The sequence below is a fragment of the Anabaena azotica FACHB-119 genome (genome assembly GCF_014697625.1).
Lineage (GTDB): Bacteria > Cyanobacteriota > Cyanobacteriia > Cyanobacteriales > Nostocaceae > Trichormus > Trichormus azoticus_A.
In genome coordinates this window covers 55,917-80,441 of record NZ_JACJSG010000018.1, presented here as the reverse complement: position 1 = coordinate 80,441, position 24,525 = coordinate 55,917, and the positions used below count along the sequence as shown (strand labels likewise).

Genomic DNA, 24,525 nt, shown 5'->3' with positions numbered 1-24,525 from the left:
CAGAAAAGTATATTGATACTAAAAAGAAGCTAGACAACTGTGTTTATTCGGGTTGTCATCCCTATCACCTCTGTAAATGAAATTCTCATGAAAACTGTTTTGATTGTCGAAGACGATCTGATTAATGCTCGTGTATTTTCTAAGATTTTGACCAAGCGCGGCGGCTTGGGGGTAAAACATACTGAAAATGTAGAAGAAGTAATCAAAATTGCACAATCCAAAGAAGCAGACTTAATTTTAATGGATGTTTCTTTATCTAGGAGTGTTTATCAAGGTCAATCTGTGGATGGCATTAAAATTACACAAATGTTAAAGTCCGATCCACAGACTGCTCACCTACCAGTAATTTTAGTCACAGCACACGCTATGGAAGGCGATCGCGAAAACTTTCTCAAACTTAGCGGTGCTGATGGCTACATCTCTAAGCCTGTTGTAGATCATCAGCAGTTTGTTGACCAAATTATGGCACACCTCCCCGGTGACAACTAGTAAGGCAGGTATGCAGGCAGGAGGCAGCTATGCTGGAGGCAGGAGGTAAATACATTACTTTCGCTGACATTTACTGTTTCAAAATGTCCTAATCTATTTGATTACAGCTATAAAGCACATTTTCTAGGACTCTTCGCTCAAAAAAATATTGGGCGAAGTTTCCCAATAGTTTAGTATAAACGTACTATGAATTATGAGTAATAAGCAAGTAGTCAGGAAGAAATAGGGGTGTAAGGGTGTAAGGGTGTAAGGGGGTAGGGGTATAGGGGTGTAAGGGGAAGAATTATTTGGCAAACTCAACAAATTTCAGTGAGGGAATCTATTGATTCCCTACACCCCTAAACCCTCATACCCCTACACCCCTAAACCCTCATACCCCTACACCCCTAATTTTGCTGTCTACTAGCTGGTGCGGTTGGTCGCTGTTCTAAAGCGGCTTGAATGCGTGGTAACTCTAGGAATTTTTGCGTATCAGCCAGTAAGCGAGAACCCCAGAGATTTTCTTTGAGGAAATCTACATCGGCGTAACGCGGATCAATTCGCAGTGCGGTTTCGCCTAAAGTTAAACCTTGTTGGCGATCGCCTTTGGTGTACAATGCCACAGCTAGGGCTAATAATGGTTCTGCGGCTTGTTTATCAATTGTCACAGCAGCTTGCCATCGCTTAATCGCTGCGTCCACATTACCCTGTTCGTAGTTGATTAAGCCGATATTATTAATTGCAGGCCAGAATTTTTTATCTTGAGCTACGGCTTTATCGTATTGAGCGATCGCATCAGACAATCGTCCTACCATGTAGTAAGCATTGCCTAAATCGAATAAACTGTCTGCTTCATTGGGTTTTAACTTTAAACCAGCTTGATAATTTTCAATGGCCGCTTGATATTTTTTTTGTTGAAAATTAGCCGAACCTATAGCAAACAGCACATCCGCATTCTTGGGATTGATAGTTTTGGCACGATTGAGAGATGCGATCGCCGCATCATAATTTTTAGCTTGCAGCTGCAAACCACCCAAAAGAAACCATACCTTATCATTAAGAGGAGCCAACTGACTAGCCAGCCTCGCTCTGGGCAAAGCTAACTCATACTGTTGAAATTGTCCCAGTTGAGCCGCCTCTTGAGCTAAAGCCAACCCTTGCCTTTCTAATCTTGCTGCATCTAATTGCAGTGTATGAGGTATCAATGCCTGTGCGTGAACAGCTTTGGGCATACTCCACAAACCACAGACAACCAGAAGAGAAATTAAACTAATGCCTTTACGCACACTACCGCCTCTTAAGCCACAATTCAAATAATCTTTCAGCTAGCTTAAACGATCTCCGGCTAAGGCGGCAGGTAAATGTTACGAACCGTGAGGCTTAAAGCTTCCGGTGAGAAACCGGAAGATATAAGCGCATAACCGAATTTATCGTAAATAAAAGGGTTTAAGACCCCTACGTCTGTACGTAGCACATTTTCAGTTGGGGTTTAAATCCCCAACTGTTCGCGTAGCGTGCCGTAGGCAAAATGTCTTTAATGCGCGAATTTTGCGGAAAGTTCTGTAGGCGGGTTTCCCGCCGTAGGAAACTTTCCAAGACGAATTTTGAATTGTTAATCGGGAGTAATGATATGGGATTCCTACTTGATTTTTGAAACATACGTAGGGTGGGCAGTGCCAAAACAATGATACGGCGCTGCACTGCCCACCCTACAGGTACGTAAATTTGTTCAAAATTCAAATAGGACTATTTCAGGCATTTACTGTTTTTTGACAAAACACAAACTATCTTGTAATCAACCAAAATTGGTCTTACAATAATTTGATTGATTTTTCTCCAACAAATTTAGTCAGTTTTTCATAAGCAAGATAGCCAATTTTAATTTGTTGTTGTGCTGATTCTAGTAGTGGAGCTTTAACTTCCTCGGCGCTTTCCCAAGCATCTTTGATACTATTCAGTATTTCTTGATGTAAGCTATGTGGGTATTCACCTATAAGGATAACTTTACAACCTACACCGAACTGATCCGCTAAACCCAAAAACTTTTCTTGATAATATTTAGAGCTAGCTAGAGCTACAACAGGAATACCTTGTGATAAAGCAAATACACCTGCATGGTAACTTCCTGTGATCACTAAACGGCAGCGTCCCACCTGTTGAATAGCTGCTATTGGCGTAGTTATATCTTTTCCATCTTCATCCAGATTTAATGCTCTGGCTGTAGCAATGTCTGATTCTTCATCAGTCGTAAAAGGAGCATATAAAATAGGTGTAGAGATGAGTTTCGCAGTTAACATTTTAGAAGCCTCTGCTAAAGCTTCTTTGATCACATTAATCACCCCACCATCAATATCAGAGTAATTAGATACTCTAACATTGACACCTATTGCATCTCCTTGTTCATGATTACGATTTTGATAGGCGAGTTCAACTGCGTCATCGCCAGTGACAACAATTTTGTTCTCAGGAATTCCTAATGATTTTAGTAAGGGAATGCTAGTAAGTTTTTCACGAACTGCTATTAAATCTACTTCAGGAAGTAACTGTTCTAGTTTGCTACGCAATTGTTTATCTTGTGTTGCTCCAAAACCTTGACCTAAGATAGCAGTAGCTTTCCCTGTTTTATTTGCTAATCCTAATACATCTGCAATCAATATTGCAAAGCCCTTAAACGGGTCTACAAAATATCCTCCACCGGCTGATACTACAAGGTCTGCTTCCTCTACAATCTGCCTAATTTCTTGATTAAATTGATATTTATTACCGAACAGTAAGCTGCTGGTTTTGGATTTGATTCGACCGATATAATCAGTATGGGAATACTTTTTACTTATAGGAGTTACGCTGGGAAAATACTGGAATATAATATCAGGCGCATCTGTAAACACTTGAATTTCCGCGCTAGGGAAAAAGTGGTTCAACCTTTGTACTGCTACCTGAAGCATGGATATATCACCCATGTTGCTCATTCTATAAGAGCCATTATCGATCACAATTTTCATTAAATGTTTCCCCATTTATTTAGGTTGGTTGGACAAAGCTAATAAGCAATAAATATTGGATAAATATAACACTAACCAATATGTTTGCTGATAAATTCACACTTCCTTACTTTTAACTCTGATTTTTATGCTTTCGTTAAAGAAGAATCGCTATATTTATTCTTGTTAAAAACATAGCCATAAGTCCACAGAGCCGAAATAGGTACGAAGATTAAATTAGAAATCAGAACAGCTACAGCTACCCAAAATATTCCCCACTGTGCAGCTAGTAATATAGAAACTCCAAAAAATACTGTATATCCAATGCTGATATACAAATTAATCTGAGTTTTATCTACAGCATTCAGTAATATACTATTCGTCCATGCCCAGGCGCGGGGTAACACTGATAAACAAATTATGATTAATATCGGTATTGCCATTACCCATTTTTGTCCAAAAATAATGGGTACATATAATGGCGCTAAAACTGATTGTAAACTCACAATTGGTACTACAATCAACATAATTTTTTTAAAGCTGCTAAAGTATCTTGTCTTTAGCTGGATAAAGTCTCCACGAACAGTACAAAGATAAGGGTATAAAGCTGAGATAAGTGCATTCACTACGTTCATAGTTATGCCTGAGCCAGCATTGAATGCAAAATAGTAGATTCCCAGTGCATTCATCCCTAGCAGCCGACCAATAATTAAATAATCTAAGTTACCTCTTACCTTGTTCAACAATTCAATACCAAGCATATTTTTGCCGAAGTGAATAACTTCAGGCAATCTTTCAAGGGAAAAAGATTTAGGAGGTCGCCAAGAATTGTTTCTCCAGGTGATGATAATCCATACTGGAGTTGATAAAACCATAGACCAAACTATAGCCCAAACACCCATGCCTAAAATCGCCAAAGCCACTGTAATGCTATTGGCAATGAATGACTGCATAGCATTACATAATGCAGTGATTTTTAGCCGATTTTCTCTTTCAATCAGAGCTGCGTTCACCATAAACAATGGGAACATTAAGTACATCAAAGCAAGGGTACAGATGGGAAAAATTAGCTGTTCATTGTTATAAAATTTAGCAATTGGATAAGCTGCGGCACATTGGAGCAGAAAAATAGACCCGCATAAAATCCAGTTCAGCCAATATGATGTGTTACATATACCTTGGAGATACTGTTCATCTGCCTGAATAATCTTTGCACCAATTCCACCTCTCATGGTGAGAACATTGGCAAATTCAAAAATTGTGTAAATTACAGCCATTGCTCCATAATCTTGGGAGCTAAACATTCTAGCTAGAGTGATTGTTGTTCCCAGGCGAAATACCCGATTTGCTAGTTCGGCTGTTCCAAGCCAGCCGACGTTTTGCATGAATTGACCAGAAAGTAACAGCTTTACCTTGTTAAGGATCATTAGTATTCTATTTAGAACTTTTGATTTTTTAAAATGCTGTGAAACTATAGCTAGAAAGGATTATATATTTAGTTAATTTTGCATTTTGTTTGACTAAGTTCCTTTAGCTTTTCTTTGTACCATAAAATTTATGTAAAAGCCAGAGTTTTATTAGAGCAATCATTGGATAATATATAAGGATTTTTTATAACTAAGAGTGCTTCATCTTTTTTGTGCGTATTTAAAGACATTTGTACGGATGGGAGATGAGGGAGTTAAGGAATATTTTTTTTGAAAGTATGCTGGTAATGAGAAAATTATTAACTCCAGCACAACACCAGCAGCTTCTGAAAAAGCTGCATATTTCTTCTAATAAGTCTGATAATAAGAGTGTAAGTTGACATCTCGCTCTATAGATAGTTGACAACTAATAATAGTCAATATCAAAGTTAGCGTCTCTTGTTTTTGTCATAGCTTGGTCAATTTTTCACTTTAGTGAGAAAGGCGAAAATGTTTCATGTTAGTTTTAGTGATGTCTGAATCAGGTTTACAGTAATTTTTGCGATGATCAGTAAGATCAGCATTGCTCACCCTACTGATATTAAAATTTTTTCAGAGATTAAATTAGATGCCTATAAATGGGAATTATCGTGACTATAGTCATATGGTACTTAGTAAACATTAGTGACTTTTGTCACTTATGAAAATCGATTCGTTAAGCGGATAATTGCTGACATAGGTTGACGGTTTTCCCACACCGTAACCTTCTACAAAAAGCAACATCTGCACAAACAAGGAATTAATTTTATGTTGAAGAAGAATAGTGCCACTATCTTTTTAGCTGCTGCTGTCATGTTTGCACCCATGCTTTTGTCTAATCCAGCTAATGCTGAAAGTAGATACGAAAATTCGCGTGGATACGGAGAAAGACCAGTTTATAGTGAGGTAGGTTATCAACGAGTAGTCAGGCTCCGTAATGGTGGTTACAGGCTGCCTAATGGGCAAATTATTCCCCCTAAAAGGCTAGTCAGGCTACGTAATAACGGTTATTGGCGGCTACCTAACGGCGATATCGTTCTTCCCAGTCAAGAAATTGTACCTAGCAGAAGGCTAGTCAGACAGAGAGATGGTAGGGTGAGGCTGCCTAATGGTGTTGTCATCAGACTTTAACAGTTACTCAGTACTGGCAGGCTGAGTATAAACACACAAAACCAGTTTGACATATTAGTTGTAATTGATAATCTGCATCGTCATGAATTGGAGAAAATACATAAATCAATGATTTTGTGTTTTCTTTACGCAACTAGAGATAATAATAAATACAGGGCTACCAACCTACAGAACTAGTATTTAGTAACTAGTTCTGTAGTAAATTTTTCTACAAGGGAGTGCAAATGACAACTGAGACAAGACACCCTGTAGATTCACCAGCTTTACTTCCGCAAACGCAGAAGAAAGCCAAAATTAATTGGCTGTCTTGGCTGGTTGTCTTGGGGATTTTGGGTGGTATTGGCTATGCAATTTATTACCAAGTAGCAGTCGTTCCTCGTCAAGAAGCGAGAAGCCGGGTCTTGACGCAGGCGCTACAAAGGCAAACTATCCCAATTACGGTTTCAGCTAATGGAACTGTCAAGCCTGAACGGTCAATTAACCTTAGTCCTAAGAACTCCGGTATACTTAGGCAACTGCTAGTTAAGGAAGGTGATGTTGTCAAGCAAGGGCAAGTTTTAGCCTATATGGATGATTCCAATTGGCGGGGACAACTAGTATCAGCACAGGGACAATTAGCACAGGCTGAGGCGAACTTCCAAAAGGCACAAGCGGGGAACCGTCCCCAGGATATCGGCCAAGCCCAGGCTCAGTTAGATGAAGCATTAGCGAACTTACGCAAGCTAGAAGCAGGTAATCGCCCGCAAGATATTGCACAAGCCCAAGCACGTTTAAAAAGCGCTCAAGCTACTTTAAATCAGGCTGAAGACGATTTACGCCGGAATCAACAACTATATAGCAGTGGTGCGATCGCCCTCCAAACAGTCAATCAAAAACGTACAGAACGCGACAGCGCTCAAGCTCAGGTAAATGAGGCACAGCAAGCACTGGCTTTACAACAAGCAGGCTCACGCCAAGAAGACATCGAGCAAGCAAAAGCGACAGTCAGGCAAAGACAAGAAGCCTTGGCACTTCTAAAAGCGGGGAACCGCCGAGAAGATATTGAAGTAGCGCGGGCGCAAGTCACCTCTGCCCGTGGTACGCTGCAAAATATCCAAGCATCAATTAATGATACCATATTACGTGCGCCTTTTGACGGTGTTGTTACGCAAAAATACGCTGATCCTGGTGCATTCGTAACTCCTACAACTTCAGGCAGTGCAGTTTCTTCAGCCACATCTTCCTCAATCTTGGCTTTGGCTTCACGTAATGAAGTTGTAGCTAATTTATCTGAATCGAATATTGCCAAAATCAGTTTAGGTCAAGAAGTGACCATTAGGGCGGATGCTTATCCAGGGGTCACATTTAAAGGTAACGTTAGTCAGATTGCAGCTCAAGCCACAGTAGAGCAGAACGTGACCAGTTTTCAAGTGAAAGTATCGCTGAGTGATCCTCAAAGATTACTGCGATCGGGGATGAATGTAGAAGCAGATTTTCAAGCCGGTCAATTAGAAAATGCTTTAGTCGTACCCACAGCCGCAGTTGTGCGCCGAGAAAATGCCACAGGTGTCTTTGTCTCAAGGGGAAATAATCAACCAGTGTTTACTCCTATTGAAACTGGAGTGACAGTAAACAACTTTACCGAAGTTAAATCAGGCTTGAAAGGTAACGAGAGAGTATTACTCAGTTTCCCACCTGGAATGAGACCTCAATCTAGACCAAGAGGCGGAATTTTCCCAGGTGCAGGCGGCGGTGGCGGTGGCGGCGGTCGCCCTCAAGGTGGGCCTTAGTCAGTTGTCAGTTATCAGTTGTCAGTTATCAGTTGACAGTTGTTCTCCCCCACTCCCTCATCTCCCTCATCTCCCCGTTCCCCTCCAGGGAGGGGCTAGGGGTGGGTTACTCCCTCATCTCCCCCCACTCCCTCATCTCCCTCATCTCCCCCTGCTCCCCACTACACTATGCTTAAGGGTTTTAAGAAAAAAGACAATTCTCGTACCGTCCCATTTTTAGAAATTTTATCGATGGCGGCGGAAACCCTGTGGAGTAATAAGTTACGCACAGGGCTGACTATGTTAGGTGTGGTTATTGGTATTGCTTCGGTAATTGCTATTACCTCTGTGGGTCAGGGGGTGCAAAAGAGTGTAGAACAACAGATCCAGGCGTTGGGATCAAATGTGATCCAAGTTTTGGCGGGTGCGGCGAGAAATGGGAATGTGCGACAGGGGGTGGGTTCTACTAGCACATTAACTTGGGAGGATGCCAAAGCGATCGCCCAGCAAGCCCCCTCTGCGGAAATTGTCTCTGCTTATCTGCAACGAAATGCTCAAGTTGTATATGGTGGTGAAAACACTTCCACCACAATTTACGGTACAGATTTAAACTATCCAGATGCGAGGAATACTTACCCCCAGGAAGGAAGATTTTTTACTCAGGAAGAATTAGATTCTTCTGCACAAGTCGCGGTGCTGGGGCCGACAGTTGTGAGAACGCTTTTTGGACAGGGTGGTAAACCGATAGGTGAGAAAATTCGCATTCAAGGAGAGGCTTATGATGTGATTGGGATTACAGAACCAAAGGGTTCTCAAGGGCCATTTGATAGAGATGACCAAATATTTATCCCTCTCACTACTATGTCAAAGCGGTTGGTAGGAAATAATGCACTGACTGGTGTTTCTGTGAGTGGTATTTTAATTCAATCTAGTAATCAAGAACAGTTAGAAGCGGCACAGTTTCAAGTTACGAATATTTTACGTCTGCGTCATGAGATATACCCACCACAAGCCGATGATTTCCGCCTAACTAACCAAGCGGATATTGTCAGCACTTTTACAAATGTAGTGGGTTTATTTACGATTATGGTAGTGGCGATCGCAGGTATTTCTCTAGTTGTTGGTGGTATCGGTATTGCCAACATTATGCTAGTTTCTGTAGTGGAACGCACCAGGGAAATTGGTATTCGTAAAGCTGTAGGAGCGACCAATTCAGCCATTCTCAATCAATTTTTAGCTGAGGCGATCGTTATTTCTATTGTTGGCGGTGGTATAGGTATGGCAACTGGTATTTTACTTGCTTTTGCCGCCTCAACTATTTTTAAATTCCCATTTGTAATTTCTATTTTATCAGTAATTGTTGGTTTTGCCCTTTCTTTAATAGTTGGTTTAATTGCAGGTGTAATTCCTGCCAGAAACGCCGCTAAACTAGACCCCATTAATGCTTTACGTAGTGATTAAGAATAAAAGTGCTAAGTTATGAGTGCGACAATGATTTGGATGGAATCTATTACTAAAACCTACCAATTAGGAGAAGTTAGCGTTCCCATTCTCAAAGGCATCCAATTAGGAATTGAAGAAGGAGAATATGTCTCTATTATGGGTGCGTCTGGTTCTGGTAAATCCACACTCATGAATATTATGGGATGTTTGGATCGTCCTAGTGGTGGACATTATATTTTTGAAGGTAGAAATTTAACTACTTATGATGATGATGAATTAGCCTATATCCGCAATCAAAGAATAGGTTTTGTTTTCCAACAGTTTAATTTGCTGGCAAGAGCAACAGCGTTAGAAAATGTCATGCTACCAATGGTATATGCTAACATACCTAAAAATAAACGTCGTCAAAGAGCATTAGAAGCATTGAAAAAAGTGGGGCTAGAAGAACGTGTTTTTAATCGTCCCAGTCAACTTTCTGGGGGACAACAACAACGGGTAGCTATTGCGCGTGCTTTAGTAAATCGACCTGCTTTAGTGTTAGCAGATGAGCCTACAGGTGCTTTAGATACGGAAACTTCTTATGAGGTTATGAGTTTATTAACAGAATTAAATCAGCAAGGAATTACTATTGTGATTGTTACCCATGAGCCAGATATTGCTGCTCAGACTAAAAGAGTGATTCGTGTTCAAGATGGTTTAATAGTCAAGTCGTAATTATATCTGACTTTTCACGTCATTTGGAAAAGATAACGACAGACCTAACCCCCTAGCCCCCTTCCCTACAAGGGAAGGGGGAGCAATTAAAGCCTCTCTCCTTGTAGGGGAGAGGTTTGGAGAGGGGTTTTCCAGATCCCGTGAAAAGTCAGGTAATTACATCGTTATCATTTAATCTTTTCAAAAAACATTAATTTTCATATTTTGAATATTTGTCATGTAATCGGTAATATAAGAATCATAATTGATTTTTGAAGTATACGTAGCCATGATATGCCGATGCACTGCCCACCCTACAGATGCTAAGATTTGTTCAGAAATAAAATCGGATTTCTATAGATGGCGATCGCCTGTAAAATAAATACGGGGCAATCTCAACCATCAACCAAAGGTGAAGACAGACAGCATATTTTATCGTTTTTTTCAAGAACTTCCTAGTATCTTTTTTGAATTAATTGACAATTCACCCCAAACCGCAGAAACCTATCAATTTTCTTCTGTGGAAATTAAACAAACTGCGTTTCGTATAGATGGGGTTTTTCTCCCGACACAAGTACAAAATCCCATTTACTTTGTAGAAGTACAGTTTCAACCAGACACAGAAATTTATTACCGCTTATTTTCAGAATTATTTTTATACATACGCCAATATAAACCCCAGAATCCTTGGCGTTCTGTAGTCATTTATCCTACTCGCAACGTCGATATAGGAGATAGAAGTCATCACGCGGAATTATTAGATAGTCCTCGTGTTCAGCTTATTTATTTGGATGAACTGGGTGAAACAGCATCATTATCACTTGGGATTGCTACCATAAGATTAATCATAGAAAATGAAGATACAGCAATTAGCACTGCTAGAGAGTTAATAGATAGAACAAGACAAGAAATTAATACTGAAACCAAACAACAACAATTATTAGATTTGATCGAGACTATCTTGGTTTACAAATTCCCATCAATGAATCGAGAGGAGATTGAAAGTATGTTTAGTTTAAGTGATTTGAAGCAGACAAAGGTGTATCAAGAAGCTAAACAGGAAGGCATACAGGAAGGTAGACAGGAAGGCATACAGGAAGGTGTGCGTCAAGAAAAGTTGAGGTTAATAGCTTTGCTGTTGAAATTAGGATTGACTGGAGAGCAAATAGCACAAGAATTAAATTTGCAATTAGAGGAAGTGCAGCAAGAATTAAACAAACAATCCACAAATCAAGATTAATAATTACACATTAACCACATCTCTAATCTAATGAGATGTGGTTAATAGTTATTATGAACTACTCACCCCTACTTCACTTCGTGACGCTACGCGAACGTTGTGGGGTGAGGTTCTACATTCACCCCAGTAGAGTTGAGTTTTTGACGCTTCATTTGCCCCAGTTGCTTCATGCTTCCCGCAGATGAGCGAGTACGTGAAGTAGAGCTAGTGACATCAGCATCTTCTCTGCGAGACGCTTCACTACGTGAGGCTACGCACTACGTGCCGCTACGCGAACATACATACCGTTCCCTTATCAACCTCACGGTTGATTTCACTCAGGTATGCAATCGTCATAGCCCGCTATTCATCCCTACCTTGCTTCGCACCTATGTAGGGACTTTCGCGTTACGTCAAAGTTGCTAACAGTTCCTTTAAGCGATCGCGTCCATCACGAAACACTGACCAACCATCCCCAACCAACACCGCCTCAACTTTCTCCAAATCGGCTAACCTCTGTATCGAAGCAACAGCTTGCTGCTTATTTAGCAGCTTTTCATCAGGTAAAATGCCCAAGCTACCTGCTTGATACGCCCGGACTAAATCCCCGGTAATTAAGGTAGTTTCTTCCAACAACAGCGCCAACTCACCAGGAGTTTTAGAACCTTGGAGTTCGATCACCTTTAACCCTGGAACAATTTCATCACCATCAGACAACCAGCGATCGCAGTATATAGGAAAAGAATCCTTTTCGGCTGCTGGCCCGGCTATTTTGGTGTAGGTTTGGTCAGCAATTTCCTTAGCTGACCTCACATGGTCAGAGTTTGTCAGGATAATCCAAACCACACCACCGAGAGATTCTAAATGTTTCCAATCATGGTTAGATAAGGCTACCGGGTCAATCAAGATATTGCCATCAGGACGAATCCAAGCAAACCCATTAAAATCAATATTTCTTGCCGGGTTGAAAGTAGACCAGCCATAAAGATCAGGACGGTGCAGAGATTTCATATGTCAGTTATCAGTTATCAGTTGTCAGTTATCAGTTATCAGTTATCAGTTGTCAGTTATCAGTTATCAGCCTCCCACGGGCGCAGTTAACGCTCCCGCAAAATATGAAAGAAACACAACTATTCCCTATTTTCTGTCACCTGTCACCTGTCACCCTCCGGGTATGCCTTCGGCACGCCAAGGGCGAACGCCAGTTCCCTACGGCGGGAAACCCGCTTACAGGACTGGACTCACCTGTCACCTGTATTTCTTGAGAGTTGGTGATGTTCACTGTTCACTGTCAACTGTCAACTGTCAACTGTCAACTGTCAACTGTCAACTGTCTCTAAACAGAAACAAAATTTACCGTATAAGGTTCCTCTAATGACTGCTGAGTACTGGCTTTGATGGCATGAAGATAACGGTGGAGTATTTGCAATTGTTGGGAATTGGGGCGGTAGGTGAGATTGCCTTGTTTTTCAAACAGAGGCGCAGTTGCGATCGCGCGATAATCAAAATGACCCAGAGAATTAGCAGTCAACCAGCTAGACTCAGGCGATGCAGGTATGAAGCCAGGGGGAAGTTCTCCTTCTAGGAAGGCTAACAGTCTTTGCTGGCAAATACTGGTATTGATCCCGCGTTCCTCAAATAAATGCAGCACTTCGCTAAAAGATAATGCCCTATCTGGCAATAGTCGTAGCAATTCTGTAAACAGGAAGTAGTCGGTGTATTGATGTCTTGATTCTTCCAATACTTGGGAATGTAGAGGAAGTAAAGCTAAACCACAAGCTACGCGACTACAGTTAGGTGCGCCGTTTTCTCCCAAGTATGAGTCTTGGATAATTTTGGCATTGGGGAGTTTTTGCCGCAGCCACAGGTTAACAACCCCCAAATTCGCTACGCCACCAGTGAGAATGGCTTGATTAATTGCTTCGGTGGGGATACCACGGGCGACTAATAGTTTGTTGAGTTCGCGGTTCAGGCGACGAGCAAAGGGGATAAATACTTGACTTTCTAATTCCCGACGCTGTAAAGTCCATCTTTGGTCTGCTAATTCTAGGGTAAAAGATTCCTGATGCTGTAAAATTAGCTTTAATGCTAAGGCTGCATCTAAAACTGCTTGACCCAGCAGAGAACTTTCTAAATGTTGCTGGAGGCGTATCCGGGCGGGAATATCTGGTTCACCCAAGCGGGGCAATTCTAACCCTTCCAAGCCCAAACTTTGCCACTGCATCCTGTCTAAGCCGGGGACAGAAGGCTGCCATTGCCAAGGGTTGCTGGTAATTTTCTGGCTGTCTTCTGGGGTTTCCCAGCGAGATTTGCGGTATTTTGGTGATAAAAGTAACTGACAAATAATATCTTGCTCCAGTCCCTTGCTAGCGTAGGCAAAACTGTGAAGCATGAAATTATTATGGGTCAGTTGCGATAAATCATCGGGAATATCAACCAGTGCCATTTCTGTGGCAGTTGCCCCTATATTCAAGATGAGGGTGTTACCTACCAAAGAGTGGTCGCTAGTTTTGGCTGGGGATAAACCTTGCTGTGTGCTTAATTTCACAGCTTCACCATTGCCACCATCGATAAAACTGAGAAGACTAGCGATCGCCTCTTCTACAAATAATACCTGTTGTGGATGTTGGACTAATTTACTTGTCAGTAAAGCTTCCCGCACATTAAAGCGATATTGTTCTGACCAACTGGCAGGACAGTTACAGATAATTCCCGCAATATTACTAACAATACCATGAAAACTGCGTTGATTTAGACCCACAGCCGTAGCGATTAAGCCTTGAGTAGTGCTGTAGCGGTCGGCTTTGAGAGTCAAGAGTAATTTAGAGAGCGATCGCACCACCCAAACCAAAGGCCCAGCAGAGGATTCGTTAAATTGTAGTACAGGTTCCCATTTTTGCTGTTCACTCTTGTAGGGAATAGCTACCTGTAAATACGGCTTCAACTGCACTGAATAAAGATGATTCTTCGACTCAGACACCTCTTTATCTGGGGAAGTCGGAGTTACAGAAGCAGTCGGTAAATAAACTTCTGCTGGTAGTCGGAAAGACTGCTGGAATGAATTTGCGCCAGGTTGTGCTTCTGTTGACCAAAAGATAGGATACACCACACCAGTAGCGCGATTTAACAAAGCAGCAGAAATTCCTGTAGTTCCCAAATCTATCCCTAAATACCACTGCGAATCAGAATTACCTGATGCAGCCTCAGTATTATTCACAGAATTATTGGGTGTAACAGTCGCAATAGTTTCACCAGAATTAGGTACTTCTACTTGATCTGTGCTTGCAGTAAAAGTTAAAACCTCGTTGGCTGCGGGTTTAGAGGCTGGCTGTGAAGTAACAACATCACTTGTTTCTGTAATTTTTTGTTCAGGTGGCGCTGGTTGAGGCTCAACTAAACTATTTACAATATCTGAGTTATTTATTGGTTGTGGTTCAGAAGATTGCTCATCAAATTTAGCCAAATCCTGATGTAATTGTAGCCATTGCTCCTCATTGAGAGAGATATCTGGCGGGTTTGCCAATTGAGTCACTTCACAAGAAAGTAAATTTTCCTGTGGTGAAGCGGGTATATAACTATCCGACGACTGTTCAGGCTCCTTGTGAGGAGGAGATTCTGACTTTGGCGTAATCAGAGTTACAGTTACTTGTTCCGTATCTGCCAACAACAAAGAAACATTAGATGAATGTTCCTCCTCTGTGAAATCTATCTCTACCAGTGATACTACTATATCAGTATCGTTTGGTTGCGTAGTCACAATTTCGGTAGTTGCAACTGGCGATACAGTAGCACTCGGTTGAGTTTCTGGAGTTACTTCCACAGATGGTGGTGGTGAAACCTGGGTTTGTGGTTCTGGAGTTACTTCCACAGATGGTGGTGGCGCAACCTGGGTTTGTGGTTCTGGAGTTACTTCCACAGATGGTGGTGGCGCAACCTGGGTTTGTGGTTCTGGAGTTACTTCCACAGATAGTGGTGGTGAAACCTGGGTTTGTGGTTCTGGAGTTACTTCCACAGATGGTGGTGGCACAACCTGGGTTTGTGGTTCTGGAGTTACTTCCACAGATGGTGGTGGCGCAACCTGGGTTTGTGGTTCTGGAGTTACTTCCACAGATAATGGTGGTGAAACCTGGGTTTGTGGTTCTGGCGTATCATTGAAGTCAAACAGATTTGTATCTGATTGCTCAAAAAATAACGGTGTTGCTGGTGATGCTGGTAAGTCCGTATCTTGCAGTGGTAGAACTTGCGTTTCTGGTTCTAGAGTATCTGTAAAATCAAACAAATCATCCGATTGATCAAACCAAGCCTCCGGCATAATTGCCGCCCTATCTTCCTCTGTTAGAGAATCATTTATGGTTATAGGCGGCTCATCAACATCCAGATCCAGTAAATCAGAAGTAATTAAATTTGGGTTAACCTCAAGATTGGCATCAGTGAAACTATCATTACCAAACAAACTAGCGTAAATTAAATCAACTTCATCATTAGCCAATTCCCAACTATTAGGGAGCAAAGTAGTGAAGTTATGAGGACTGTCTAAAGAGAAAGCATCATCAACACCAAGTTGCTGCAATACTGCATCTAACTCATCTGTATTCGCTTGTTGGTTTTCCAACGGAGGAGCTAATTCTGGAGTTGCTGTCGTACTGCTAGACTCTGCTGGTGGGGAAACTTCGATAATAGTATGAGCTGGGGTTGGTGATGATGGTGCGGTTGTGGCTGGGGTATTTTCTTTGGCAACAGGCGGCTGAAAATTAGATAATTGTTGTAAATACTCTGTCCAATTGTTGAGGAACGTAGTCATCAACTGTTCACTTTGTAATCCCGTACTGTGCATTTTGGCGATCGCTTGCGACAGGGATTCGTGATAAGTATTAATATTGCGTTGTAATGCCTCAAAAACAACGTTAACAGTACCATCAAGCGATAATAAGCGTTGGTCTAACTCTTTCGTTAGTTGGTTTAGCCTTTCTCCCTGTGACGATGATTCCCAAATTGGAGTCGTTGCGGGTGGTAACTCCAATCTGTTGCCGTTCATGCCATTGGTGTAAGTATCAGGATTAACACCACCCTCAGTAATATGGGCATTGATTACTGGCACTAGGCGACTCATCAGGACTTGTAAAAAGTCTGTAATAATCTGCTCTTGGTGAGCTAACTGCTGACTTAAGGAGTAATTTTGTAATCGCTTCTGTTCTAGTTGTCTAATTTCTTGTGTCAAAATTGTTCGCTCTTGCAACAGTGCTGTAATCTCCCCTTGCAAGGGCTGTATTAATTCCGATAATTCATTTTTAAATTGTTGGAAGAAAAAATTATTATCTTCTTGGGGTTGATGGTTTTCTGGTGAAGGCTGATTCTTCCCTTGACCAATAAACTTGGTGAGCAAAGGCGAATTACGGTTTGGTTCATGCTCTACAGTCTCACTTTCTTGGAGACTGACTAAAAAATTGCGAACTCTTTCTAAAACATCTTTTGGCTCTTGCGCCTGACTAGACAAAAGCCTAGACAGGCGCTTGCCATTGCTGTTAAGCAAATTGTCAATATCTCCAATCAGTTTTTGAATTTCATCATTGCGGGAAGTCACTTTAAATTACCTTAGCTAGAAATTTTAGGTTAACTGGGTTAGAAAATTAATTTACAATCACTTTGTCAGTTGACAGTTTTTGGATCTGGTTTAGTATGTCATTCCTTGGTGTATGGTTTTTTGTCTATGACTGAGAATTTTTGCATTTCCTAACTTTGTCTCAAGTTTCGCCATGAGCAACTAGCACAAGTGAAAAAGGGTGCTTAGGCTAAGAACTAGTATTTTGACTCAACCCTCAACCCTCAGCACTTGTTCCAGTCAGTTTCTCATGATGATGTTCATAGTTATGAAAACATAAAAAAATCCAAACCGCCAAGGAAACTGCTTAGTGTATAACACTACTTTGTTTCTCAGATGAATCTGCTACATCTAAAATACTGAGCAACAGAGAACAATCATGTTAAAAATCTTAAATTTTCAGTCAATAGAAAACTCTGCTTGTCGGCAAACTCCTATTTTTAGCAGTAGTCAGTAGCAAAAATTTGTAGTAGTTAAATATATGTATTTACGTGATAATACGTATTTAATTAGATTTCCGTAGAGAACGATAGACTGAGTGAATAGCAAAAAAGTATTAAACTATCAAATTCCTATTTGACTTTTGCACGAATTTACTACCTATAAAAAAGTAGGCGCGGGTTAACAAATATCTACTATGATTTATGATGATATTGGTGAATTTTCCATTACCCACTTCCCACTTCCTACCCCTAGCCCAAAGCTTTTGGCAGGTTATGGCTTACGCCTAAGACACTGTACATAATACTTAGTTAAACTGATTAACAAAAATTAACTAGTTTGAGTTTGGTTGTTTTTCAATTAAAAATCAAGAACAGTTGCGTGTATAAGTGTAACGTAGTTTAAATTTATAAGATAAAATTTAAAAACATTAGTGTAATAACTAGTACTTAACATTTTAGGCTAAGATGTACTTCTTTAACTTTGTTTACATATAGCCGCTTAATCATCATAATGTCGTAATGGAAGACCGATATAGCTTGCAGTTGTCTACTAATCCTTGGATGATCTCGGCTCCCTTTTTTCAAGGGCTACCAGAAACTGCTGTAGAACTGGCTCTTAATCATGTTGTTACACGTACACACCCAGCTAATCAGGTTATCCTACTAGAAAACGACTGGGGAGGCGCTGTATATTTTATAGTTGATGGTTGGGTAAAAATACGTACTTATAATTTAGAAGGGAAAGAGGTGACGCTGAATATTCTCGGCACAGGAGAATTATTTGGGGAAATGGCGGCTTTAGATGAAGTACCTCGTTCCACAGATGTGATTACTCTGACTAGTACAGTAATTGGCAGTATGCCTTCCCAAGATTTTGTCAAGTTGCTGCACACGGAACCTTTGGCTGGTGTGCGCTTATCGCAGTTGATGGCTAGGCGCTTGCGGCAAGTAAATCGCCGGCTGCGGTTGCGAGAATCTGATAGTCAATCGCGGGTGGCAGATACTCTGCTATTTTTAGCAGAAGGTCAAGGAAAACGGGGACAGACAGGAACGGAAATCCCTAATTTACCTCATCGAGAACTGAGCAGTTTGAGTGGTTTGGCAAGAGAAACTGTGACTAGGGTATTGACAAGGTTAGAAAAAAAAGGCTTGATTAAGCGAGATCAAGACACTATTTGTATTCCTGATTTGTCAGCCTTAGAAAAGATGTTAATCTAATCAATTTTCCCGATGAGTACATTAGATTCTCTGCCAGATGAGCCAGAGGAAGATACATCCCCTGAATCTCAGACCGAACATAACCCAAATTCAGATCAACCAGAGCCAAAGCAACACAACTTGCTATCTCCCCAAATGAAAGTTGATGCTCCCTTGAGGATGGTAGAGACAGCTTTCTTAGCAAGCACATCCAGCCTGATTTGGTTTATCAATTTCTACTTTCCCCTCGGCCCATTGTTGCGGATATTCTTCCCCGTACCTATCGCCCTAGTTTACCTACGTTGGGGTAAACGAGCTGCATGGATGGCGGCTGTAACCTCTGGTTTACTGTTATCCGTGTTAATGGGGCCAGCACGCAGCCTGTTGTTTGTCATGCCTTTTGCCTTCATGGGCGTGCTACTAGGTGCGGCTTGGTATCGCCGCGCTCCTTGGATTGTCTCTATTACCTTGGGTACGCTGTTAGGTAGTTTGGGGGTCTTTTTCCGCTTGTGGTTACTGTCTGTGTTGTCGGGGGAAGACCTATGGATTTATTTAATTACCCAAGTCACAGAGTTAATCGAGTGGGTCTTCTTGCAACTGGGATTGTTAAATAGTCCTAGTGTATTTTTGATTCAGTTGGGGGCAGTAGCATTAATTGTGATCAACAATTTTATTTATCTGTTTGTTGTACACATAGCGGCGTTATTACTTTTAGATCGCTTAGGCAATCCCATTCCCCGCCCTCCCCATTGGATACAAGTTCTATTGGATTAATGAACTACTCACCCCTACTTCACTTCGTGACGCTACGCGAACGTTGAGGGGTGAGTTTCTACATTCACCCCAGTAGAGTTGAGTTTTTGACGCTTCATTTGCCCCAGTTGCTTCATGCTTCCCGCAGATGAGCGAGTACGTGAAGTAGAGCTAGTGACATCAGCATCTTCTCTGCGAGACGCTTCACTACGTGAGGCTACGCCAACGCGAACGAGGTTCGTTCCAAACCCCGGTAGATTACCTTGAGCATAGTAAAGCATAACTTCAGCAGCAGCAATATCACGGTCTTGAACGTATCCACAAGACTCACAATTATGAACTCTAATATCAAGAGTTTTTTTGTGTTGATGACCGCATTTTGGGCAGGTTTGGCTAGGCTTTACTTTTTTGGTCGGAACTTCAACAAACACACCACCAATTTGCTCAACCTTATATTTGATGGTACTACGAAGCATTCCAAAACCAACAGCATTAATTGGTAAAACATCTGGTTTTAGAACTTGGTCTAGCACATCAATGGTAATAGATGCGTACCATTTACCATTACGGTAAACAATTGTGCAAGTGGTTGGAGTTACCCAATACTTAGCTTTGCCCCGCATCTGAATACTACCAATTTTAGCTAAAGTAATATAACCATTTTCACCATTGGACTCTACTGAATATCCGCTTTTAGCTGGATAAGTCCAACCTGAGTAATGACGAATTGATTTGTATCTAGGACGCTTACCTAATCCTTTAAACCAGCGTTCAAAGGCAAAATCAACACGTTTTAAGGTTGCTTGTAAGGCTTGAGAATTTATTAGCTTGTACTCAGTCCAAATCTCCTTGAAAGCAGGCAATGAGTTTTGTTGCTCGAAATAGCTAACAGAATGATTGAATTTTTGATATTGAGTGAATCTATTGTATATAGCACAGTTGTACAAGTCTTTGTGGAGCTTCCGGTGATACCTCAAAGACTTCTCTATTTGTTTATTTGGGTATAACCTGAAAGTCATCCGCCTTGTAGCCACTGATCTAGTTGTCTCCTAAAATAAATTATTCTATGATATTACGGTTGACCTATAGGGTTGTTAAGTGGTTGTCAGAAAAAGTTCTCATTCTGTTTTCTCCATTCACCTGCATTTTGTGTTTGTCACCAAGTACAGGCGCAAAACAATAACCGTTCCAATTCTGGAACGGTTACAAGAAATATTTGCTAACGTTTGCATCAAAACTAGGTGCAGACTAATTGAATTTTCAGGAGAAGTAGACCATGTTCATTTACTAATTGATTTTCACCCAGACAACAATTTATCTGTTCTTGTAGGTAGCCTGAAATCAGCGTCTAGTAGAATTATCCAAAAAGAATTTTCAGAGCATTTATCTACTTTTTATCGAAAACCCCTATTTTGGTCTAGTTCATATTATGTTGCTTCTACTGGTGGCGCACCTATTGAAAAAATTCAACAATATATACAATCTCAAGAAAACCCAGAAGAATGATTGGCTACTCCGCACTACGTGCCGCTACGCGAACATACATACCGTTCCCTTATCAACCTCACGGTTGATTTCACTCAGGTATGCAATCGTCATAGCCCGCTATTCATCCCTACCTTGCTTCGCGCCTATGTAGGGACTTTCGCGTTACGTTAAAGATTGGTCAATAGTCGATAGTCTACTGTTTAAGGTTGAGTACCGTTGACTGTTGACTGTTGACTAATGACTAATGACTAATGATAAGCATTTATACTCAAATCGAACAGGGTGAAGCTTGGTTGCGACGATATAGCGATCGCCTACCCTTATTTACCTGTATCCTCGGTTTTACGGAAACTGGTCTGATTCCCGGCATTTCGGCGGCTGGTCGCACTCCGGAGGATCGGAAATATACTGCCTGCGCTGATGCTGAGTTTTTATACTACGGTGCAGCACATCAACCCAAGTATCCCCTACCACCACTGACAGCAGGTGCATCTCCTGTTGTTATATCCCGCGCGGTTGTGGAGGAACTCAACATTCCGGTTGATGTATTTAATGCGGGTTTACCTCATTCCCCGGCTATACCAATAATTGATTTAGGTGGTTGTCCTGCTAGATGTTTGAGTACAGGCGCGGCAATGGAAATAACAACTGTACACCATCTATTTGAGCAAGGTTTGCTTTGGGGCGATCGCTTGGCTGCTAAAGTTCCCCAGGGATATGTAATTCTCAGCGAATGCGTTGTGGGTGGGACTACAACTGCTCAAGCAATTTTAACTGGCTTAGGCATTGACGCAGCAGGCAAAGTCAACAGCAGTCACCCAGTCTGTAACCATGAGCAAAAATGGCAAGTCGTGCAGCAGGGGTTGGAGAGGATGAGGAGGCAGGGGGCAGAGGGGCAGAGGGGCAGGGGGGCAGAGGGGCAGAGGGGACAGTCTTCCCCCTTTCCCCTTTCCCCCTTCCCCTTTCCCCTTTCCCCCTCATCTCCCCCCAATCCCCAGACCCCAGACCCACTAAAACTAGTCGCCGCCGTTGGTGATCCCATGCAGGTGGTTGTGGCAGGGATGGCGATCGCAGCTAGTCGCAGTTGTGGTGTGATGTTGGCTGGGGGTACGCAAATGTTGGCTGTTTATGCTTTGACCAGTGCGATCGCCCAAGCCTACAATTTAGCTTGGCAACCTACAGCAGTGGTTGTAGGCACAACCCGGTGGGTAGCAGAAGACCCCACAGGCAGCACTGTCGAATTAGCTCTGAATATAGGTAAAAATAGCCAATATCCGCAAATGAAAACCCCTCCACTCTTAGCCACTCAGTTAAGTTTTGCTGATTCCCGTTACACCCAACTCCAAGCATATGAGCAAGGCTTTGTCAAGGAAGGCGTAGGAGCTGGTGCAGCCTGCATAGCCGCTAACCTATACAAGAATTGGCAACAACATCAACTGTTACAAGCCATTGAAAGCCAAATTCAACGGTTAGAACTGGGGAGTGAGGAAACAAGAGGGGGAAAGGGGAAAGGGTAAGGGGGAAAGGGGAAAGTATATCGTAATTGCTAACTTATGCCATAAAGATGAGGGGGAAAGGGGAAAGGGGAAGGGGGAAAGAGGAAAGACTGTCCCCTCTGTCAACTGTCAACTGTCAACTGTCAAAAACCTAAAATACCGGACTCAGACAGACTCCGGGAAAACTGGGTAAGTTTGACTTTAGTTTAATTAACTAGTGAATTCTTTCTCTGAGTAATTGTTCTTCTAAAGCAGCGATACGATTGTAGGCTGCGGTTAATTGTGCCGTTAGTCGTTGTATTTGAATTTCTGGTGATAATACTTTTTCTCCATTTTGACGGCTCATGTCTAGGTAAAGGCCGTCTGTCAGTACATCCTTATGTTCTAGTTCCTGATTAAAACCGATATGTCCTTTAAACTGGTAATGACCAGTTTGGCTATTTTCCAGATAATTATCTTTTGCTTCTGTTCTGGCTAAAGAACATTCCGAAAAAGCTTGAGCGACTTTTAAGTCAAGCTGCTCAATCACCTGGTAGAGGGCATCCAGCTTATGACTCAAAGTCAGGATCTGTTGTTGTAATGGCTCCATTTAATACCCTCGTCCGCACATTTTCTCTATGTTATTCAATTTACTCGCAATGTTAAATATACTTATGAATTATTTAATGTTTCAAATCTTCCTTTGGAAAATGAAATATAGTTAGTCATTTGTTAACAAATTTCAACAATTAATATAGTGATTGCTCATTTTTTAACTAAAAAACATTAACCAAATATATGTTTTGTCTGAAAAGCCTTTCTGTGTAAGGGTTCACACCTATCTAATATAACAAGCTCAATCTCAAAAGCTTAAATAAATCATCATATATACTAAAAAATTATGATTTACATTACTGAAACTGTATTAATGAATACTTAATGTTATTGATGAGAAAGTTGAGCTATGAGGAAACCATAACAATGTTCAGTTTGCTAGTAATTGGATTTTTATAAACAGCTTGAAAGATGAGTAATGGCTGGATATTCAAGGAATGAAAAATCAGGACAGACAATAAGTAACTATGCGTCTATGCTAACTAACTGTAGTTAATACAAGTAATCTTATAAAAAACATACCTTTGGCTGTGTATCACTATAATTTGTCAAAATAAAGCCATTTTCACCAGTTTATTGTTTACTATATTCTTTTAATCTATTATGTATAAACTTAAAGCAATGAATCGTCGGTCTTTTTTGTTAAGTCTGGGTGGTATGACGTTATCACAGCTACTTGTAGGCTGTGCTGGTAATAATCAGCCAAAACTTAACGTGCAATTATTGAAAGGCTCTATTCCTAGTCAGGTAGTTAATCGATTTAACCGCAGTCTCAAAGAAAAGGTAGAATTAAAGTTTGCGCCAGTCGGACGCATAGAAGAGTTATATAAACGATTGTTAAGTTGGCAGGAAAACCCAAAAGCCACAGATGAGCCAGTATGGACTCGCTTTATTCCGTTGAGAAATTCACAAACTGTGGCTGTGGCTGACTTGATCACATTGGGAGATTATTGGTTAACAACGGCAATTCAAAGGAAACTGATTAAACCATTAGAAGTAGCACAGTTACAACAGTGGTCTAGTTTAGATTCTAGATGGCAGAACTTAGTGAAGCGTAACGAACAAGGTATCCCAGATCCACAGGGGAAAATTTGGGCTGCACCTTATCGTTGGGGTACGACAGTAATTATCTATAATCGCGATAAGTTTAAGGAGTTGGGATGGACACCGCAAGATTGGAGTGATTTGTGGCGTAGTGAAGTGCGATCGCGTATTTCTTTACTAGACCAACCAAGAGAAGTAATTGGTTTAGTCTTAAAGAAACTAGGAAGATCATACAACACAGAAAACCTAGCCACAGTCCCAGAGTTAGAAAAAGAACTGCAAACATTAAACCAACAAGTAAAACTCTACAGTTCCAACACTTACCTAGAACCCCTAATTATTGGCGATACTTGGCTAGCTGTTGGTTGGTCAAGTGATGTAATATCAGTCTTGGCACGTTATCCCCAACTGAGGGTAGCTATCCCCCGTTCAGGGACAGCTATCTGGGCAGACTTGTGGGTAAGCCCTAAAGAAACTGCAAAGGATGCCCTATCATCACAATGGATTGATTTTTGTCTACAGCCGAAAAGTGCCAAGGAAATTTCTTTGTTCACCAAAGCTAATTCACCAATTACTACTGATATTCAAGCTTCTGACATCCAAGAATCATTTAGTAGTTTATTACTCAATAGTCAAGAAGTATTCGCCAAAGGTGAATTTTTACTTCCCTTACCGCCAGAAGCCACAAAACAATATGAATCGTTTTTTGCCAAAATGAAGGCGTAAGTCATTAGTCATTAGTCAATTGATAACTGATAACTGATAACTGATAACTGATAACTG

20 protein-coding genes are annotated in these 24,525 nt (G+C 41.2%); 12 read left to right on the top strand and 8 right to left on the bottom strand.

Features of this window, described 5'->3' with window-relative positions; all coding sequences use genetic code 11:
• Positions 1 to 87: 87 nt before the first annotated feature.
• A complete protein-coding gene (locus H6G83_RS14925) occupies positions 88 to 489 on the top strand; it encodes a response regulator (RefSeq protein ID WP_190473679.1) in 402 nt (133 codons plus the stop codon).
• Positions 490 to 875: 386 nt separating this feature from the next.
• Here H6G83_RS14925 and H6G83_RS14920 read toward each other — a convergent pair whose 3' ends face one another.
• From H6G83_RS14920 to H6G83_RS14905, 4 genes are all read right to left on the bottom strand, one after another.
• Positions 876 to 1,754 (bottom strand): tetratricopeptide repeat protein, encoded by an 879-nt coding sequence (locus H6G83_RS14920; RefSeq protein ID WP_190473677.1) that lies wholly within the window; start codon positions 1,752 to 1,754, stop codon positions 876 to 878.
• A 169-nt stretch (positions 1,755 to 1,923) separates the two neighbouring features.
• Complete coding sequence (locus H6G83_RS14915; RefSeq protein WP_190473564.1) at positions 1,924 to 2,208, bottom strand: hypothetical protein; 285 nt, start codon at positions 2,206 to 2,208, stop codon at positions 1,924 to 1,926.
• Between the two features lie 71 nt (positions 2,209 to 2,279).
• The gene (locus tag H6G83_RS14910; RefSeq protein ID WP_190473562.1) at positions 2,280 to 3,485 is read right to left on the bottom strand and encodes a polysaccharide pyruvyl transferase family protein; all 1,206 of its coding nucleotides are present in this window, start codon (positions 3,483 to 3,485) and stop codon (positions 2,280 to 2,282) included.
• 110 nt (positions 3,486 to 3,595) lie between these two features.
• Positions 3,596 to 4,876: a lipopolysaccharide biosynthesis protein gene (locus tag H6G83_RS14905; protein ID WP_190473559.1), complete on the bottom strand. Its 1,281-nt coding sequence runs from the start codon at positions 4,874 to 4,876 to the stop codon at positions 3,596 to 3,598.
• Between the two features lie 786 nt (positions 4,877 to 5,662).
• Here H6G83_RS14905 and H6G83_RS14900 point away from each other — a divergent pair.
• The 6 genes from H6G83_RS14900 to H6G83_RS14875 all read left to right on the top strand — a co-directional run bounded on the left by H6G83_RS14900 (position 5,663) and on the right by H6G83_RS14875 (position 11,554).
• Complete coding sequence (locus H6G83_RS14900) at positions 5,663 to 6,025, top strand: hypothetical protein (RefSeq protein ID WP_190473556.1); 363 nt, start codon at positions 5,663 to 5,665, stop codon at positions 6,023 to 6,025.
• Positions 6,026 to 6,249: 224 nt separating this feature from the next.
• On the top strand, positions 6,250 to 7,794 hold the full coding sequence (locus H6G83_RS14895; RefSeq protein WP_190473553.1) for an efflux RND transporter periplasmic adaptor subunit: 1,545 nt from the start codon (positions 6,250 to 6,252) through the stop codon (positions 7,792 to 7,794).
• Positions 7,795 to 7,962: 168 nt separating this feature from the next.
• Positions 7,963 to 9,234: an ABC transporter permease gene (locus H6G83_RS14890; protein WP_190473552.1), complete on the top strand. Its 1,272-nt coding sequence runs from the start codon at positions 7,963 to 7,965 to the stop codon at positions 9,232 to 9,234.
• A gap of 30 nt (positions 9,235 to 9,264) precedes the next feature.
• The gene (locus tag H6G83_RS14885) at positions 9,265 to 9,930 is read left to right on the top strand and encodes an ABC transporter ATP-binding protein (protein ID WP_190473675.1); all 666 of its coding nucleotides are present in this window, start codon (positions 9,265 to 9,267) and stop codon (positions 9,928 to 9,930) included.
• Between the two features lie 391 nt (positions 9,931 to 10,321).
• Positions 10,322 to 11,149, top strand: coding sequence for an Rpn family recombination-promoting nuclease/putative transposase (locus tag H6G83_RS14880; RefSeq protein ID WP_190473549.1), 828 nt, complete (start codon positions 10,322 to 10,324; stop codon positions 11,147 to 11,149).
• A gap of 168 nt (positions 11,150 to 11,317) precedes the next feature.
• A complete protein-coding gene (locus tag H6G83_RS14875) occupies positions 11,318 to 11,554 on the top strand; it encodes a hypothetical protein (protein WP_190473546.1) in 237 nt (78 codons plus the stop codon).
• Here the strand turns inward: H6G83_RS14875 and H6G83_RS14870 are convergent.
• Both H6G83_RS14870 and H6G83_RS14865 read right to left on the bottom strand, forming a co-directional pair.
• The gene (locus H6G83_RS14870) at positions 11,537 to 12,139 is read right to left on the bottom strand and encodes an MBL fold metallo-hydrolase (RefSeq protein ID WP_190473543.1); all 603 of its coding nucleotides are present in this window, start codon (positions 12,137 to 12,139) and stop codon (positions 11,537 to 11,539) included. The genes H6G83_RS14875 and H6G83_RS14870 overlap by 18 nt on opposite strands.
• Before the next feature lie 325 nt (positions 12,140 to 12,464).
• Positions 12,465 to 16,709 (bottom strand): hypothetical protein, encoded by a 4,245-nt coding sequence (locus H6G83_RS14865; RefSeq protein WP_190473540.1) that lies wholly within the window; start codon positions 16,707 to 16,709, stop codon positions 12,465 to 12,467.
• A gap of 980 nt (positions 16,710 to 17,689) precedes the next feature.
• Between H6G83_RS14865 and H6G83_RS14860 the strand changes: the two genes are divergently transcribed.
• Positions 17,690 to 18,388 carry a Crp/Fnr family transcriptional regulator gene (locus H6G83_RS14860; RefSeq protein WP_190473537.1) on the top strand — a complete coding sequence of 233 codons (699 nt, stop codon included), beginning with the start codon at positions 17,690 to 17,692 and terminating at the stop codon, positions 18,386 to 18,388.
• Between the two features lie 12 nt (positions 18,389 to 18,400).
• Positions 18,401 to 19,141, top strand: a complete 741-nt coding sequence (locus H6G83_RS14855; protein WP_190473534.1) for a DUF2232 domain-containing protein — start codon at positions 18,401 to 18,403, stop codon at positions 19,139 to 19,141.
• Positions 19,142 to 19,173: 32 nt separating this feature from the next.
• On the opposite strand, the gene H6G83_RS14850 is transcribed toward H6G83_RS14855, so the two are convergent.
• A complete protein-coding gene (locus H6G83_RS14850; RefSeq protein ID WP_313936170.1) occupies positions 19,174 to 19,983 on the bottom strand; it encodes a transposase in 810 nt (269 codons plus the stop codon).
• Positions 19,984 to 20,218: 235 nt separating this feature from the next.
• On the opposite strand from H6G83_RS14850, the gene tnpA reads away from it, so the two are divergent.
• Complete coding sequence (gene tnpA / locus H6G83_RS14845) at positions 20,219 to 20,626, top strand: IS200/IS605 family transposase (RefSeq protein WP_190473529.1); 408 nt, start codon at positions 20,219 to 20,221, stop codon at positions 20,624 to 20,626.
• A 233-nt stretch (positions 20,627 to 20,859) separates the two neighbouring features.
• Entirely contained in the window at positions 20,860 to 22,125 is a 1,266-nt protein-coding gene (locus H6G83_RS14840; RefSeq protein ID WP_190473527.1) for a nicotinate-nucleotide--dimethylbenzimidazole phosphoribosyltransferase, read from the top strand.
• A gap of 193 nt (positions 22,126 to 22,318) precedes the next feature.
• Here the strand turns inward: H6G83_RS14840 and H6G83_RS14835 are convergent, their stop codons facing one another.
• Positions 22,319 to 22,693 carry a hypothetical protein gene (locus H6G83_RS14835; RefSeq protein WP_190473524.1) on the bottom strand — a complete coding sequence of 125 codons (375 nt, stop codon included), beginning with the start codon at positions 22,691 to 22,693 and terminating at the stop codon, positions 22,319 to 22,321.
• Between the two features lie 608 nt (positions 22,694 to 23,301).
• Between H6G83_RS14835 and H6G83_RS14830 the strand changes: the two genes are divergently transcribed.
• Complete coding sequence (locus tag H6G83_RS14830; protein WP_242044598.1) at positions 23,302 to 24,468, top strand: extracellular solute-binding protein; 1,167 nt, start codon at positions 23,302 to 23,304, stop codon at positions 24,466 to 24,468.
• Positions 24,469 to 24,525: the final 57 nt, after the last annotated feature.